Annotated in this window: 17 protein-coding genes; 3 read left to right on the forward strand and 14 right to left on the reverse strand. The window is 68.6% G+C overall.

Annotated elements, in window-relative coordinates:
• Window positions 1-3 precede the first annotated feature (3 nt).
• From tsaE to AC0IX4_RS18055, 4 genes are read right to left on the reverse strand one after another with little or no spacing between them, the layout of a single operon-like run.
• On the reverse strand, window positions 4-465 hold the full coding sequence (tsaE, locus tag AC0IX4_RS18040) for a tRNA (adenosine(37)-N6)-threonylcarbamoyltransferase complex ATPase subunit type 1 TsaE (RefSeq protein ID WP_471830252.1): 462 nt from the start codon (window positions 463-465) through the stop codon (window positions 4-6).
• Entirely contained in the window at window positions 458-1,531 is a 1,074-nt protein-coding gene (locus AC0IX4_RS18045; RefSeq protein ID WP_056069448.1) for an alpha/beta fold hydrolase, read from the reverse strand. Before AC0IX4_RS18045 ends, tsaE begins: the two co-directional genes overlap by 8 nt.
• Complete coding sequence (gene alr, locus AC0IX4_RS18050; protein ID WP_471830253.1) at window positions 1,528-2,712, reverse strand: alanine racemase; 1,185 nt, start codon at window positions 2,710-2,712, stop codon at window positions 1,528-1,530. Before alr ends, AC0IX4_RS18045 begins: the two co-directional genes overlap by 4 nt.
• Window positions 2,713-2,761: 49 nt before the next feature.
• On the reverse strand, window positions 2,762-4,207 hold the full coding sequence (locus AC0IX4_RS18055; RefSeq protein WP_471830254.1) for an NAD(P)H-hydrate dehydratase: 1,446 nt from the start codon (window positions 4,205-4,207) through the stop codon (window positions 2,762-2,764).
• Between the two features lie 56 nt (window positions 4,208-4,263).
• On the opposite strand from AC0IX4_RS18055, the gene AC0IX4_RS18060 reads away from it, so the two are divergent.
• Window positions 4,264-4,626 carry a cupredoxin domain-containing protein gene (locus AC0IX4_RS18060; RefSeq protein WP_042574725.1) on the forward strand — a complete coding sequence of 121 codons (363 nt, stop codon included), beginning with the start codon at window positions 4,264-4,266 and terminating at the stop codon, window positions 4,624-4,626.
• 4 nt (window positions 4,627-4,630) lie between these two features.
• On the opposite strand, the gene glmS is transcribed toward AC0IX4_RS18060, so the two are convergent.
• Complete coding sequence (gene glmS, locus AC0IX4_RS18065) at window positions 4,631-6,493, reverse strand: glutamine--fructose-6-phosphate transaminase (isomerizing) (RefSeq protein ID WP_042574661.1); 1,863 nt, start codon at window positions 6,491-6,493, stop codon at window positions 4,631-4,633.
• A 67-nt stretch (window positions 6,494-6,560) separates the two neighbouring features.
• On the opposite strand from glmS, the gene AC0IX4_RS18070 reads away from it, so the two are divergent.
• Window positions 6,561-7,427 carry a dienelactone hydrolase family protein gene (locus AC0IX4_RS18070; protein WP_471830256.1) on the forward strand — a complete coding sequence of 289 codons (867 nt, stop codon included), beginning with the start codon at window positions 6,561-6,563 and terminating at the stop codon, window positions 7,425-7,427.
• Here the strand turns inward: AC0IX4_RS18070 and AC0IX4_RS18075 are convergent.
• The 3 genes from AC0IX4_RS18075 to AC0IX4_RS18085 are packed head-to-tail and all read right to left on the reverse strand — an operon-like array spanning window position 7,400 to window position 9,491.
• Window positions 7,400-7,642 (reverse strand): hypothetical protein, encoded by a 243-nt coding sequence (locus AC0IX4_RS18075; protein WP_471830258.1) that lies wholly within the window; start codon window positions 7,640-7,642, stop codon window positions 7,400-7,402. The genes AC0IX4_RS18070 and AC0IX4_RS18075 overlap by 28 nt on opposite strands.
• Window positions 7,639-9,186, reverse strand: a complete 1,548-nt coding sequence (locus tag AC0IX4_RS18080) for a hypothetical protein (RefSeq protein ID WP_471830260.1) — start codon at window positions 9,184-9,186, stop codon at window positions 7,639-7,641. The genes AC0IX4_RS18075 and AC0IX4_RS18080 overlap by 4 nt, the downstream gene beginning before the upstream one ends.
• Window positions 9,183-9,491 (reverse strand): hypothetical protein, encoded by a 309-nt coding sequence (locus AC0IX4_RS18085; RefSeq protein WP_471830262.1) that lies wholly within the window; start codon window positions 9,489-9,491, stop codon window positions 9,183-9,185. Before AC0IX4_RS18085 ends, AC0IX4_RS18080 begins: the two co-directional genes overlap by 4 nt.
• A gap of 155 nt (window positions 9,492-9,646) precedes the next feature.
• On the opposite strand from AC0IX4_RS18085, the gene AC0IX4_RS18090 reads away from it, so the two are divergent.
• Window positions 9,647-10,687, forward strand: a complete 1,041-nt coding sequence (locus AC0IX4_RS18090) for an LLM class F420-dependent oxidoreductase (RefSeq protein ID WP_056069462.1) — start codon at window positions 9,647-9,649, stop codon at window positions 10,685-10,687.
• Between the two features lie 4 nt (window positions 10,688-10,691).
• On the opposite strand, the gene glmM is transcribed toward AC0IX4_RS18090, so the two are convergent.
• The 6 genes from glmM to AC0IX4_RS18120 form a co-directional block, all read right to left on the reverse strand.
• The gene (gene glmM, locus AC0IX4_RS18095) at window positions 10,692-12,029 is read right to left on the reverse strand and encodes a phosphoglucosamine mutase (RefSeq protein ID WP_471830264.1); all 1,338 of its coding nucleotides are present in this window, start codon (window positions 12,027-12,029) and stop codon (window positions 10,692-10,694) included.
• A gap of 110 nt (window positions 12,030-12,139) precedes the next feature.
• Entirely contained in the window at window positions 12,140-12,676 is a 537-nt protein-coding gene (rpsI, locus tag AC0IX4_RS18100; protein ID WP_052493241.1) for a 30S ribosomal protein S9, read from the reverse strand.
• A complete protein-coding gene (rplM, locus tag AC0IX4_RS18105; protein ID WP_042574668.1) occupies window positions 12,673-13,116 on the reverse strand; it encodes a 50S ribosomal protein L13 in 444 nt (147 codons plus the stop codon). The genes rpsI and rplM overlap by 4 nt, the downstream gene beginning before the upstream one ends.
• A gap of 184 nt (window positions 13,117-13,300) precedes the next feature.
• Entirely contained in the window at window positions 13,301-13,678 is a 378-nt protein-coding gene (locus AC0IX4_RS18110; protein WP_056072469.1) for a TraR/DksA family transcriptional regulator, read from the reverse strand.
• 88 nt (window positions 13,679-13,766) lie between these two features.
• Window positions 13,767-14,045, reverse strand: a complete 279-nt coding sequence (locus AC0IX4_RS18115) for a WXG100 family type VII secretion target (protein WP_052493247.1) — start codon at window positions 14,043-14,045, stop codon at window positions 13,767-13,769.
• 35 nt (window positions 14,046-14,080) lie between these two features.
• On the reverse strand, window positions 14,081-14,383 hold the full coding sequence (locus AC0IX4_RS18120) for a WXG100 family type VII secretion target (RefSeq protein ID WP_162245354.1): 303 nt from the start codon (window positions 14,381-14,383) through the stop codon (window positions 14,081-14,083).
• Window positions 14,384-14,472: the final 89 nt, after the last annotated feature.

Here is a 14,472-nt window from a genome sequence, read left to right on the forward strand (position 1 = left end):
GCGTCAGACGGACGGTGCGCGGACCCATTCCCAGGAGGCGGTACGGACGTCGGATTCGGGTTCGCGGCGCAGCCGCACCAGCAGGTGGCGATCGGTCAGGGTCTCCGCGATGCCCTCGCCCCATTCCACGACCACGACGGAGTCGGTCAGCTCGGTGTCCAGGTCGAGCGCGTCCAGCTCGTCCATGGCCGACGCCCCCGTTCCTAGCCCCAGCCGGTAGGCGTCGACATGGACCAGTCCGGGTCCCGTGTCGTGACCCGGTCGGTGGGTACGGGCGATCATGAACGTCGGTGAACTGACGCGTCCGACGACGCCCAGGCCACGCGCGAGGCCCTTGGTCAAGGTGGTCTTGCCGGCACCGAGGGGGCCGTCGAGAACGACGACGTCGCCGGCGACGAGCTCCCGCGCGAGGGCCTCGCCGAGGCGCTCGGTGTCCTCCGCGGTCTCGAGAACGGTGTCAGCCAACGGTTCGCCTCGTCGGCCGCGCCTGGATCTGCCCGTCCGTCGCCCGCTGCACCAGCCGATCGACAGCGTCGTTCACCTCGTCCGGGAATTCCAGCTGCACCAGGTGCCCGGCACGCCGTACCCGCACCATCTCCGCGTGCGGCAGCAGGTCGGCGAGCTCGAGCGACTTGTCGTACGGGATCACCCAGTCGTCGTCCCCGCACAGCACCAGTGCAGCGACATCCGCGATGGCCGGCAGGGCGTCGAGTTCGTCGTGCAGTTCGAGTGCCTTCAGGAAGTTCACCATCGTCACCACCGACGTGTCGTGGGTCATCTGCTCCGCGAAGGCGACCAGCGCCGGGCTGACCTCGGTGCCGAACGACGCGGCCCGCAACACCGGCGCGATGATCGACCGCACCACACCCCGGCCGACCTGCACGGCACCGGGCGCGGTGCGCACGATGGTGCGGAACGCGTCGACGGCAGGGTTCTGCAGGTTCCGTCCGAGGCCGCTGTGCGCGAGCCCTGCCGCGGTCGTCGACATCAAGCCGACCCCGACGACGCGCTCGGCGATGGACTCCGGGAACTGTCGACACGCGGCGAGGACGGCCATGCCGCCCATCGAGTGCCCCACCAGAACCAGGGGTCCGTTCGGCACGACGGACCGGATGACATCGGCCAGATCCACTCCGAGACGGCCGATGTCGCATTCGTCGGGCGAGACGTCACCGGAACGGCCATGACCGCGCTGGTCGTAGAACACCATCCGGACATCGTCGCCCCACCGCCGGGCCAGTTCGCGGCGCTGGTAATGCCAGCACTGCATCCGGAGGCAATATCCGTGGACGAAGACGACGGTCACGGGAGCCGTCACCGGCCCTACTTCGCGGACGGCGAGCGGTACACCGTCACCGGTCGCGACCACGCATCCGCGATCGGCGTCCATCGCCTCGAAGTCCTCCCGCCGACCGGAATCCGCCGCCACCGGGACGACCCGTCGGCGAACCGCGGCAATTCCCGCCACCGCCGCCACGGCCGCGATACTTGCTGCGCCACCGGCAATTCCGGCTATCTTCGCGGTGATCATCCGACGCCTCCGACGACTGTCCGCTCGACACGGCCGCGGATCCCGGTGACCACCTCGTAGTTGATGGTGCCCAGGGTCTCTGCCCAGTCCTGCGCCGTGGCCTCGCCGTGATCGCCCGGACCGAAGAAGTAGGCGGTGTCACCCTCGGCGACGTCGGGGCGACCGGGCCCCAGATCGACGATCACCTGGTCCATGCAGACACGTCCCACCGCGGGGTGACGACGTCCGTTGATCGACACCTCGTAGCGGTTCTTCAGCGCACGCGTGATGCCGTCCGCGTATCCGACGGGGAGCAGCGCCACCGTCGTGTCCCTCGGCGCGATCCACTCGTGGCCGTAGGACACACCCTCGCCCGCCGCGACCTGCTTCAGCAGAATCACGGTGGCGCGCAACGTCATCGCGGGCCGGAGTCCGAAGTCACCGAGATCAGGCGTCGGCGACAGCCCGTACATCGCGATTCCTGGTCGCACCGCGTCGTAGGCCATGTCGGGGCGCGTCAGCACCGCCGCGGAGTTGGCGATGTGCCGCTGTCGGGGCGCCACACCGGCGCGCGTCATGACCTCGACGGCGGCGTCGAAGCGGCGCTTCTGTCGATCGTTGACGGGATCCCCCGGAACATCCGCGGATACCAGGTGGGAGAACATCCCGTGGACATCCACTGCGCCGCCGCGCGTTTCGCGGACCAGAGCGGCGACGGTCGCGTCCAGCTCGTCCGCACTCACACCGTTGCGGTTCATGCCGGTGTCGACCTTGAGCGACACCACGGCGGCTCTCCCCACCGAGCGGGCGGCGTCGGCAACCTCGAGAACCTGCCGGGGCGACGAGACGCCGATGCCGATGTCCGCCTCGATCGCCGCGGTGAAATCGGTTCCGGGTGCGTGCAGCCAACACAGCACGGGAGCCGTGAGGCCGCCGGCGCGGAGCGCGAGGGCTTCGCGAACGGTGGCGACACCCAGCTCCCGCGCACCCGCTGCCAGCGCCGCGCGCGCGACCGGGACGGCGCCGTGGTTGTACCCGTCGGCCTTCACGATGGCCATGACGGCCGCGTCGCCCGCATGCTCGACGAGAATCCGGGTGTTGTGCGCGATGGCGTCCAGGTCGATCAGCGCTTCGGCCTGGGGTCGACGCGCCGGAGCGGCTGCGCGAGTCGACCCGGCTGCTACCTCCTGCGCGCTGTTCATCGGCGTCATTCTGCCATTGCCGACGCGTCGCGACGTGCACTGCCGTCCGTCACACGCTCGCGCGCAGACTCCCCACGGCGTCCCGGAGTGCCCGCAGCAGCGGCGATGCGGACACCGGTGCACCCACCCGTCGACCGTCGTCCGTGGCCGCCAGCAGCGCCGCGCGCGAATGTGCGCGGGCGCCCAGAGCTGCAGCTGTGCGGCTCGGCAGTCCGGCGGCGAGCAGGGCGCCGATCATGCCGGACAGAACATCCCCCGAGCCCGCCGTCGACGACCACGAGGAGCCGGCGTCGTCGACCGTGACCGCGCCGTCCGGATCGGCGATCACCGTGGCACGCCCCTTCAACAGGACGGTCACCCCGCGGCGCGACGCGAGGTCGCGCACGGATGCGACACGATCGGGACCCGGCGCCGAGCCCGTCAACCTCTCGAACTCCCCGGCGTGAGGGGTCAGCACGGTCGGCGCCTCTCGGCCAGTCAGCAGATCCGGCCGACGCGCGAGCACCGTCAGGCCGTCCGCATCCACCAGGACGGGCACGTCCGACTGCAGGACGGTCCGGAGCCTGCCCTCCGCGGCCTCGTCGGTGCCGAATCCGGGCCCGACAACCCACGCCTGCACCCGGCCGGCATCGTCGAGGTCGCGGGCAGTCACGACTTCCGGATAGTGGTGCAACACCTCGGCGCCGCCGGTTCCGACGTACCGCACCATGCCCGACGTCGCGGCCACGGCAGCGCCGGTGCACAGCACCCCGGCCCCCGGATACTTCTCGCTTCCCGCCAGGATCCCGGTGACCCCCTGCGAGTACTTGTCGTCGGTGGGTCCGGGAACCGGCCACAGCCGTCCCACCTCGGCGTCGTCGAAGGATCCTAGAGTCGACTCACCCATGCCCGATCCCGTGTCCGCCGACCAGAGGTCGACGAGGTGCAGCCGCCCGCACCATGCGCCGGCCAGCACGTGCACAGGTTTCCAGGCACCGAACGCCACCGTGACGTCGGCACGTACGGCAGGACCGTCGACCGCGCCGGTGTCCGGGTCGACCCCGGACGGGAGGTCGGCGGCCACCACGGGTGCGTCGATCTGCGAGACGACTTGCGCGGCCTCCGGCCGCAGCGATCCCCGAGCCGACAGGCCGACGATTCCGTCCACGACGAGATCGGGTGTTCCGACCTGCGTGACGACGCGTCCCCCCACGGCTCGGAAGGCAGCCAGTCCGGCGGCATGAGCGCGATCGGGATCCAGGAGCAGAGCCTGCACCTGCGCGCCTCGACGGCGGAGCTCGGCGCCGGCGAACAATGCGTCGCCGCCGTTGTCACCCGACCCGATCAGAAGAAGCACACGACGTCCGGAGACACCGCCTTCGCGTGACCGCAGCTCGCGGGCGACCACCACGGCCAGCCCATGGGCCGCCTTCCTCATGGCGGCGTACGGCGGCAGCGCGGCGATCAGCGGCGCTTCGGCGCCCCGGACCTCGTCGGCGGTGTGGAAGTACTGCATGTGATCCACGGTAGCGCCGACCGGCCGCGATTCCCCGCAGGTCTACCGTGGGATTCATGGCTCGCCTGACAACACTCGCGGCGACGATCGGAGTCACTGCCGCACTGGCACTGTCGCTCACGTCGTGCACCGAGGACGCTCCCACCGCCGAACGACCGACCGGACCGAACGTGGTGACCGTCGCCGCGATGGCCTACTCCCCCGCGAGCGTCACCATCTCTCCCGGCGACACGGTCACGTGGTTCTTCGACGACACCGGCGTCGCGCACAACGTGGTCGGCATCGATGCGGCGTCGCGGTTGCTGCACAGCCCGATGATCTCGTCGGGCCAGTTCAGCCAGACGTTCGACGACCCCGGGACCTATCCGTACTTCTGCTCGGTGCACCCGAACATGACGGGCACCGTCATCGTCAAGTAGTCGTCTACTCGACGGTGACGGACTTCGCCAGGTTGCGAGGCTTGTCGACGTCGTAACCGCGTGCCTGAGCCACCTCCGCCGCGAAGACCTGCAGCGGCACCGTCGACAACAACGGCTGCAGCAGTGACGGCGCCGCCGGGATCTCGATGAGGTGATCGGCGAACGGACGCACTGTCTCGTCGCCCTCCTCGGCGATCACGACGGTGCGGGCTCCGCGGGCCTGGATCTCGCGGATGTTGCTGAGCATCTTCGAATGCAGCACCGCGCGGCCCTTCGGAGACGGCATCACGATGATCACCGGAAGACCGTCCTCGATCAGCGCGATCGGACCGTGCTTGAGCTCACCCGCAGCGAAGCCCTCGGCGTGCATGTACGCGAGTTCCTTGAGCTTGAGCGCACCTTCGAGCGCCACCGGGTATCCCACGTGGCGTCCGAGGAACAGCACCGTCGGCGAGGACGCCAGTTCGCGGGCGAGCGCGCGCACCGGCTCGACCGTCTCGAGAACCTTCTGCACCAATGCGGGCATGGCCTCGAGATCGGCGTACTCGCGCGCGACCTCGTCGGGGTACTTGGTTCCGCGCGCCTGAGCGAGAGCCAGACCCACCAGGTAGTTCGCGGTCACCTGCGCGAGGAAGGCCTTCGTCGACGCGACACCGATCTCCGGTCCCGCACGCGTGTAGAGAACGGCGTCGGCCTCACGCGGGATCTGCGATCCGTTGGTGTTGCACACCGCGAGAACGCGGGCCTTCTGCTCCTTCGCGTGCCGCACCGCCTCCAACGTGTCGGCGGTTTCGCCGGACTGCGAGATGGCGACCACCAGCGTCGAGCGATCCAGGACGGGATCGCGGTAACGGAACTCGCTGGCCAGCTCGACCTCGACGGGCAGACGCGTCCAGTGCTCGATGGCGTACTTGGCCAGGAGTCCGGAGTGGTACGCACTGCCGCACGCGACGACGAACACCTTGTCGACGTCGCGCAGTTCCTGATCCGACAACCGCTGCTCGTCGAGCACGATGCGTCCGTCGGTGAAGTGGCCGAGGAGCGTGTCCGCGACGGCCGCCGGCTGCTCCTGGATCTCCTTGAGCATGAAGTAGTCGTGACCGCCCTTCTCGGCGGCGGCGAGGTCCCAGTCGATCCGGAACGGGCGGCCCTGCGCCGGCGTCCCGTCGAAGTTCATGACGTCGTAGCCGTCGGCGGTGATGACCACCACCTGGTCCTGTCCCAGTTCGACGGCGTCCCGGGTGTGCTCGATGAAGGCTGCGACGTCGGAGCCGACGAACATCTCACCGTCACCGACACCGACGACCAACGGTGTGGAGCGACGCGCGGCGACAATGGTTCCAGGGTGATCGACGTGGGTGAACACCAACGTGAAGGCGCCCTCGAGTCGCTGCAGAACCGACAGTGCGCTCTGCACGAAGTCGCCTGCGGTGGGGCCGGCGTCGTACGCGGCGGCGACGAGATGGACGGCGACCTCGGTGTCGGTGTCCGACTCGAACTCGACGCCGGCGTTCTCGAGCTCGGCCCGCAGCGGTCCGAAGTTCTCGATGATGCCGTTGTGAACCACGGCGACACGGTTCGCGCGGTCGCGATGCGGGTGTGCGTTGCGGTCCGTCGGACGCCCGTGGGTGGCCCACCGCGTGTGGCCGATACCGCTGGTTCCGACGAAGGTGTCGCGGCCCAGATCGTCCAGTTCGGCCTCGAGATTGGCCAGTTTTCCGGCCTTGCGTTCAACCGTCATGCCACCCGCGCCGTCCAGAACGGCGATGCCCGCGGAGTCGTATCCGCGGTACTCCATCCGGCGCAGCGCCTCCACCACCACCGGCAGCGCTCGACGATGTCCGACGTACCCGACGATTCCGCACATGGGACGACAGCCTACTTCGGGACGGACCGTGCCCCTGCCGCCCGGCCGGTCGACTACGGTCAGTGCTGTGCCGAAGACGCAGAAGCTGGTCGCCGACCTCACCAAGACCGGTCCTCATCGCGTGTTGCGCGGTGATCTCGCACTCGCCGGGCTCCCGGGTGTGATCTACACACCGAGTGAAGGCTCGGGCCTGCCCGCCGTCGCATTCGGCCACGGGTGGATGACCGGCTCGGTGCATTACGAGTCGACACTCAGGCACCTCGCATCGTGGGGCATCGTCGTCGTGGCGCCCGACACGCAGCGCGGACCGGTTCCGTCGCACAGCGCACTGGCTCAGGACCTGCTGGTCTCGCTCGACGTGTGCACCGGAATCCGCCTCGGCACCGGCGACATCAGCGTGAACCCGTCGAAGCTCGGACTGGTCGGACACTCCATGGGTGCCGGCGCGGCCGTCATCGCGGCGTCTCGGCGTTCCGACATCGCCGCCCTGGGGGCGCTGTACCCCGCACCGACGTCGCCGCGCGCACTGTCGCCGGACATCGCCGGGCGCGTGACGGCCCCCGCGCTCGTCCTCGGCAGCCCCTCCGAGCTGAACTCGCTGACCGCGGAGCCGGTGGCGCTGGCCGACGCCCTCGCCGGACAGACCTTGCTGCGCATCATCGACAAGTCCGAAGGCGACGGCATCGTCGAGGGTCGCAAGCTCCTGAGCTTCCTCGGCGTCGGCAATGCGCAGCCGAAGACGCGGAAATCGGTGCGTGCTCTGCTCACCGGGTTCCTTCTTCACCGACTCGAGGGCGACGACACCTACGAGGACTTCTCCGATCCGGACGCCGTGATCAAGGGCACCGAGGTCGTCGACCCCGATGCCCCCACCGCGGATGCACCCAAGAAGGTCAGCGCGCTACGTCAGCTCAGCCACCTCGCCGGTCGCTGAACCCGGTCGTCGCGCGGGGCGTCGTCGCCGGCAGCGGGTTCCTTCGCCGACCTGAGGAAGGTGCCGGGGCGTCGCCCGTCCGGCATCGCTGCGACCTCCGCGCGGCGACGCGCCCGCTCGTCGGCCTCCGCCAATCGTTCGCGGACTCGACGCGTCGCTACGCGGTGATCGGCGACGATCGCCTCGATGATGTCGGCACTGTTGCGCGCGTTCACAGCGGCCCCGCCTCGGCGGCCTCGGGCTGAGCCAGCTCGTCGGCCAGCGCGGCCTCACCACCCGAGGCGGCCGGCGGCTCGGGAAGCGGCCCGGCCGATGCTGGTTCCGGATCCGTTGGTGCACAGTCGGTCCCGGCATCCGCGACCGCGGGTGGTTCCGTACTCGGTTCGGCGCTCATCGGCGGCTCCGGTGTCACCGTGTCGGGGGTCGGCCCCTCTCCTGTCTCCGCCGGGGCGTCGACTGGGGCTTCGGGTGTGTCGGTATCGGGTGCGGTGTCCAGCGTTTCGGTCGCGGGCGCGTCGGAACCGGGTGCTTCAGTAACGGGCGCATCGGGGTCGAGGAGGCGGATGTCGAGGGCCCCGTCACCGGTCAGTGCCACCCGTATCCCCTGTCCCTGCCACTCGGCCTCCAGATGTCCGAGTTCACCGGCTGCTGTCGCCGGTGCAGATGGCGGACCGTCCTCAGGACAGCCCGGCGGGACCATGGCCGTCGGAAGTGTCGGCGGCGCCGATGAACTTACCGACGAGTCGTCGCTGGATACGAGCGCCGAGACGACGCCACGCACGAGATCGCCCAACGGATCGGAAGCCGGAGATCCCGTAGCTGCAGGGGCACCGAGCACAGGATCGGCTTCGACGGGCGCGGCGGGTGGCTGGGGCGCGGCAGCCGCAGGGCCGGTCCCTGCCGGCTCTTGCTCGTCGACTGTGTTTGTCGGGCAACCACAGTCGACCGGACCGATGATTCCGGCGCCGGTCGGGTAGGGCTCGGTGTTCACATCACCCAGGGCAGCTGTCAGGGCCGCGTAGATCTCCGTCACGGCGGTGTCGGTGGCCGTACACATCTGGTCGAACGCGGCGATGCGTTCCGTCACCGCGGGCACGAAGACGGTGTCCAGCCACGCCCGGCACTGCGCGGCAACCGGCTCGACGATGCGAGACTGGATCTCGCCCGGTGACGTCGCTCCGAGGAGTTCGGCTTCCAGTGTGGGAAACAGCGACGAGAGCAGTCCCACGGTGCCCGTCGCACCGTCGACGTGACCGCCGGCTCCCGCGACGGTCGCCGCGACCAGTGCCGCGTCTCGCCCACCGACCTCCGGGCTCCAGAAATGCGCGGTGGTGATCGATTTGTCCTCGACCACCGATCTCAGCCCCGCCGACGCAGTGTCCATCGCCGACGCCACGGCGTCGAGAAGGTCGACGTCGGCTGCGGACCTGGTCGACTGCCGACCCAGCAGGTCGAGCGCGGCGTCGGAGCCACTGCCCCGCCATGCGTTCCCCAGTTGGACGGCCGCGTCGGCATGACGGCCGGACTGCGTGCGCGCGTCCGCGGCCACTGCGCGCACCAGGTCGGCGTCGGATTGAAGCAGGTCCGCATCGAGACCCCGTTGCTCGTCGTATCGCGCGCACAAGGCCGGGTACGAGGTGGGAAGGGTAGCTCCGCCGGCCACGGCGAGTGGCACGAAGACCTCGAAGAACCGCAGTCCGACGGCCCCCGCATCGAGCAATTCCTCCACCGTCCGCGTGGTCGAGGTCGGCGCCGTCATCTCACGCCCCCGGGCAACGCGCCGGCGGTGGCGGTGTCCACCGACGCAGATGCTGTGACGGCCGACCGGATCGACGACGACGTCTCCGTCGTCGCCTGCGACCACGCACGCAGTGCGCCCGACAGGTGCCCCAGGCCTGTCGCGAGGTCGGCCGCCGACGATCGGTAGTTCCGACCGGCCGTATCCGGACCGAATGCGCGGCCGTCCAGGCGATCGGCACACCGTGCCACCTCGTCGGACGAGCGCTCGAGCTCCGATGCGGCCTCCCCTGCGGCCCGCGCGTCCAGTGTTGTGTCCGTACTCATCGCCCACCCCCTCCAGCTGTGCTCCCTCTCTTGGACGCACGGGTCGAGTGGGCAGTTCCCTCCGAACAGCGGCCCTCACCACAGTGGACGCCGACCGGACGGTAACGTCCGATTCCACAGGCGAGTAACACACACCTCTAACCCCAGGGAGACTCATGCGAATCGGGATGCAGCTGAACTATTCGGGCGGCTTCAGCGAAACGGTCGAGGAGGTCGGCGCACTCGAGAATGCAGGAATGGACATCGTCTTCGTTCCGGAGGCGTACTCGTTCGACGCAGTCAGCCAGATCGGCTTCCTCGCAGCCAAGACGTCCACGATCCAGCTGGCGTCGGGCATCTTCCAGATCTACACCCGCACCCCGTCGCTGCTGGCCATGACCGCGGCCGGCCTGGACTACGTGTCGGGTGGCCGGTTCGTGATGGGCATCGGAGCCTCCGGCCCCCAGGTCATCGAGGGATTCCACGGCGTGAAGTACGACGCCCCGCTGGGCCGCACCCGCGAGATCATCGAGATCTGCCGCCAGGTGTGGCGCCGCGAGAAGGTGCAGTTCGAGGGCAAGTACTACCAGATCCCGCTGCCCGCCGATCAGGGCACCGGGCTCGGCAAGCCGCTCAAGCTCATCAATCACCCTGTGCGCGCGGAGATTCCGATCGTCATCGCCTCACTCGGCCCGAAGAATGTCGCGCTTACCGCTGAACTGGCGCAGGGCTGGGAGCCCATCTTCTTCCACCCGGAGAAGGCCGAGTCCGTGTGGGGTGAGTCCCTCGCCGCCGGCAAGGCGAAGCGCGATCCGTCGCTCGGTGAGCTCGACGTCTTCGCGAGCCCGGTCGTGGCGATCGGCGACGACGCCGATCAGTATCTGCCCTTCATCAAGCCGCAGCTCTCGCTGTACATCGGCGGCATGGGCGCCAAGGGCAAGAACTTCTACAACGACCTCGCCGTCCGCTACGGCTACGAGGAAGAGGCGGAGAAGATCCAGGACCTGTACCTGGCGGGCAAGAAGGACGAGGCCACCGCTGCCGTGCCCGACGAGTTGGTGCGCGCGATCTCTCTGATCGGCACCGAGAGCTACGTCAAGGAACGGCTGGCGGCATTTGACGCGGCCGGTGTCACCACGCTCAATATCCACCCCATCGCTGCCGACACCGCGGGTCGCGTGTCGCAGGTCGAGCAGCTCAAGGCTCTGATCGGCTGATGCGTCAGACTGCGCCGACCACGTCCGCGATGTGGTCGGCCAGTCGACGGGCCGTCTCGGCCGTACCGGCTTCCACCATCACCCGCACCAGCTGTTCGGTGCCCGAGGGGCGCAGCAACACGCGGCCGTCCTGGCCCAGTTCGTCCTGGGCGATTCTGACGGCGTCCACGACGGCACCTGCGGTCGTCGATGCCGACTTGTCGACGACGGGCACGTTGACGAGCACCTGAGGCAACGTGCGCATGACGGAAGCCAGCTCCGTCAGTGTCCGTCCCGTCTCCGCCATCCGGGCCATGATCTGCAGGCCGGTCAGTACCCCGTCGCCCGTGGTCCCGAAGGCCGGGAGCACGATGTGTCCGGACTGCTCTCCGCCCAGTCCGTACTGGCCTGCTCGCAACTCCTCCAGGACGTAGCGATCGCCGACTGCTGTGGTGCGCAACGTGATTCCTGCCTCCCGCATCGCGATGTGCAGTCCCAGATTGCTCATGACGGTGGCCACCAGTGTGTTCGCGGGTAGGTCGCCGGCGTCCTTCATCGCGAGCGCGAGAATCGCCATGATCGCGTCACCGTCCACGATGGCTCCGGAGGCGTCGACGGCGAGACACCGGTCGGCGTCGCCGTCGTGTGCGAGGCCGAGATCGGCGCCGTGCTCGGCGACAGCCTTCTGCAGGACGTCGAGGTGCGTGGACCCGCAACCGTCGTTGATGTTGAGGCCGTTCGGGTCGGCGTTGATGGCGATCACCGTGGCTCCGGCGGCCCGATAGGCATCGGGGGCTGCGGTGGACGCGGCACCGTGCGCACAGTCGACGACGACGGTGATGCCGTCGAGGCGTCGGGTGACGATCTTGGCGAGGTGGTCCTCGTAGCGGGACAACGCATCGGGGGCGGTACGCACGCGTCCGATGGCGGCCCCGACGGGCCCTCCCGGAGGCGCATCGAGGAGCGCCTCGATGCGGTCTTCCTGGGCGTCGTCCAGCTTGTGGCCGCCGGCGGCGAAGAACTTGATGCCGTTGTCCGGCATGGCGTTGTGGGACGCCGAGATCATGACGCCGAGTGCGGCGTCGTACGCGTCGGTGAGATAGGCCAGGGCGGGAGTGGGCACGACCCCAACCGTCAGGACGTCGACTCCGGCGGAGGACAGTCCCGCGACGATGGCGGCTTCCAGCATCTCGCCGCTGGCGCGTGGATCGCGACCCACGACCGCTACGGGCCTCGTGGGAGTGTCGTCGGCATTGTCACCGAGAACAGTTGCGGCAGCGCGGCCGAGCCGCAGTGCTAGGTCCGCGGTCACCTCCTCGTTGGCCAGTCCCCGAACCCCGTCGGTTCCGAACAAGCGAGTCATGACGCGTACCTCTTTCGAGCGGTGATGCAGATGCAGGTGACACGAAGCAGGCGCCCGCGGCGGTCCTCACGACCGGCCGGAGCGCCTGCTTCGGAACAGAAGAGCTGGTGTCAGCGCTTCGAGTACTGCGATGCCTTACGGGCCTTCTTCAGGCCGTACTTCTTGCGCTCCACGGCACGCGGGTCACGCGTGAGGAAGCCGGCCTTCTTGAGGGCGGGGCGATCATCCGGGGTGACCTCGATGAGGGCACGGGCGATGGCCAGACGCAGCGCGCCGGCCTGTCCGGACGGGCCGCCACCGTGCAGGAGGGCGGTGATGTCGAAACCGTCAGCGCGCTCGACGGTGACGAACGGAGACTTGATGAGCTGCTGGTGCACCTTGTTGGGGAAGTAATCCTCGAGGGTGCGGCCGTTGAGCTTGAAGTCACCGGAACCGGGGGTCATGCGGACGCGGACGACGGCTTCCTTACGACGACCGACCGTGGTGACGGGGCGGTCGATGTAGATGGCCGGACGTGCTGCGGCTTCGATGTCGGCAACGACCTCGGGCTCCTCGACGGAGACGAACTCGTCGGCGATCTCGACGGTCTCGGCCGGGACGTTCTCCTCGGCCGTTTCGGTCACGACGTTCTCTTCGGGCGCGGTCACTGGGACACCTGCTTGATCTCGTACGGAACGGGCTGCTGAGCCGTGTGGGGGTGATCGGGGCCTGCGTAGACCTTGAGCTTGCCGGCGATGGCGTTGCCCAGCTTGGTCTTGGGGATCATGCCCTTGATGGCCTTCTCCACGACGCGGTCGGGGTTCTTGTCCAGAACCTCACCGATGCTGCGCGCACGGAGGCCACCCGGGAAGCCCGAGTGGTGGTAGTGGAACTTGTCGGTACGCTTGTTGCCGCTGATCGCGACCTTCTCAGCGTTGATGACGATGACGAAGTCTCCGCCGTCGAGGTTGGGTGAATAGGTGGGCTTGTGCTTGCCGCGCAGCAAAGTTGCTGCCTGGACGGCAAGGCGGCCGAGAACGACGTCGGTGGCGTCGATCACGTGCCAGGTCCGGGTGATATCCCCGGCCTTTTGGCTGTACGTGGACACAGAACTTCCTTGTCTCATCGCTGATGGTGCTGGCCAGGCGCGTGGTCGGCATCCTCGGCGGCCAGTGGAGACCCGAGGTACCGGTATCGGTCGAACGTGACGACTCGATGTACCGAACGCCAACGGTGTACCTTACCGGCCCACGTACTGGCAGGTCAAAACCCCTAGGTCGAACCCTGAACGGTCACCGTCGACGAGAGGTGCAGTCGATGCACCGCCGCGCCGTCGGCAGCGCGTCCAGCCGCGCCTCCGCGATGGCTCCCCCACACACTTCACACACTCCGTAGGTTCCCCGCTCGACGCGCAGCTCCGCGTCGTCGAGCTCGCGGAGTTCGTCGCGAGCTTCCCGCGACATGGACGCGATGGCGGCGCGCTCGAAGGCGATGGTCGAGCCCTCGGGGTCGTGTTCGTCGTCGTCGGTGGTCCACCGAGATCCCTCGACGATGGTCTGATGCTGACGCGCGAGCGAGACGATGCGCGCCTCGGTCGCGGCGCGTTCGGCTGCGACACGCGCGCGTGCACGTGCCTTGTCGGCGGGCTGGGCGTACGGCGGATCGGTCATGTCGACCTCCATCATCCTCCGAACGCAGGACGTAGCGGAGAACCGGACACCCCCCACACCCCGGTTCCCCGCCACGCCCTCCTTCACGTCAGGCGAACATCCCCCGATTGGCCGCCTCACGGGCCTGCATGTCGGCATTACCCTGGCCGACCGCACGTCCTACCGATTCGAGGACCTGGTTCAGCTCGAGCGCCGCCGAGTCCCACTGCCGCTGCTTGTCCTGATAGGACTCCGACGCCGCACCTTCCCAGTCCGCGACGAGCGGCGAGATCACGTGACGCAACTCGTCCAGCTTGCTGTTCAACGTTGCCTGCTTCGCGTTGATCTGGCCGGTGACCTGATCGATCGCTCCGAATACGTACCTCATGGTCATAGATCCTTTCCGTCGATCGTGTGGGTCGGTCAGAGGTTGAGTGATCCGCCGGCGGCGGTCACCGAACGCGTGTTGTCGTCGTCCGCCGCGCCGTACGCCGTCCCGCTGGACTTGATCGCGTCTCCGATGGAGCCGAGAGCGAGTTGGAGCTTGTTCGCGCTGGTGTCCCAGCTGTTCATCACGCTCTGGAACGCGACCGCGGCAGCTCCCTCCCAGCTGCCCCCCACTGCTTGGACGTCGCCGCGCAGTTGGTCGAGCAGCGACTTGATCTCGAGCGTGAGCTGGTCGACTTTCCCGGCGGTGACCTGCATCGTCTCGACGGTGGTCTTCATCTGCGACATGTTCTTCGATACCCCCTCGATGTGTGCCGAGCCTGATGTCGGCACTTCCCCTGCACCTACTTCGACGTCACGCGAGACCG

Source organism: Rhodococcus sp. AC861, assembly GCF_979256035.1.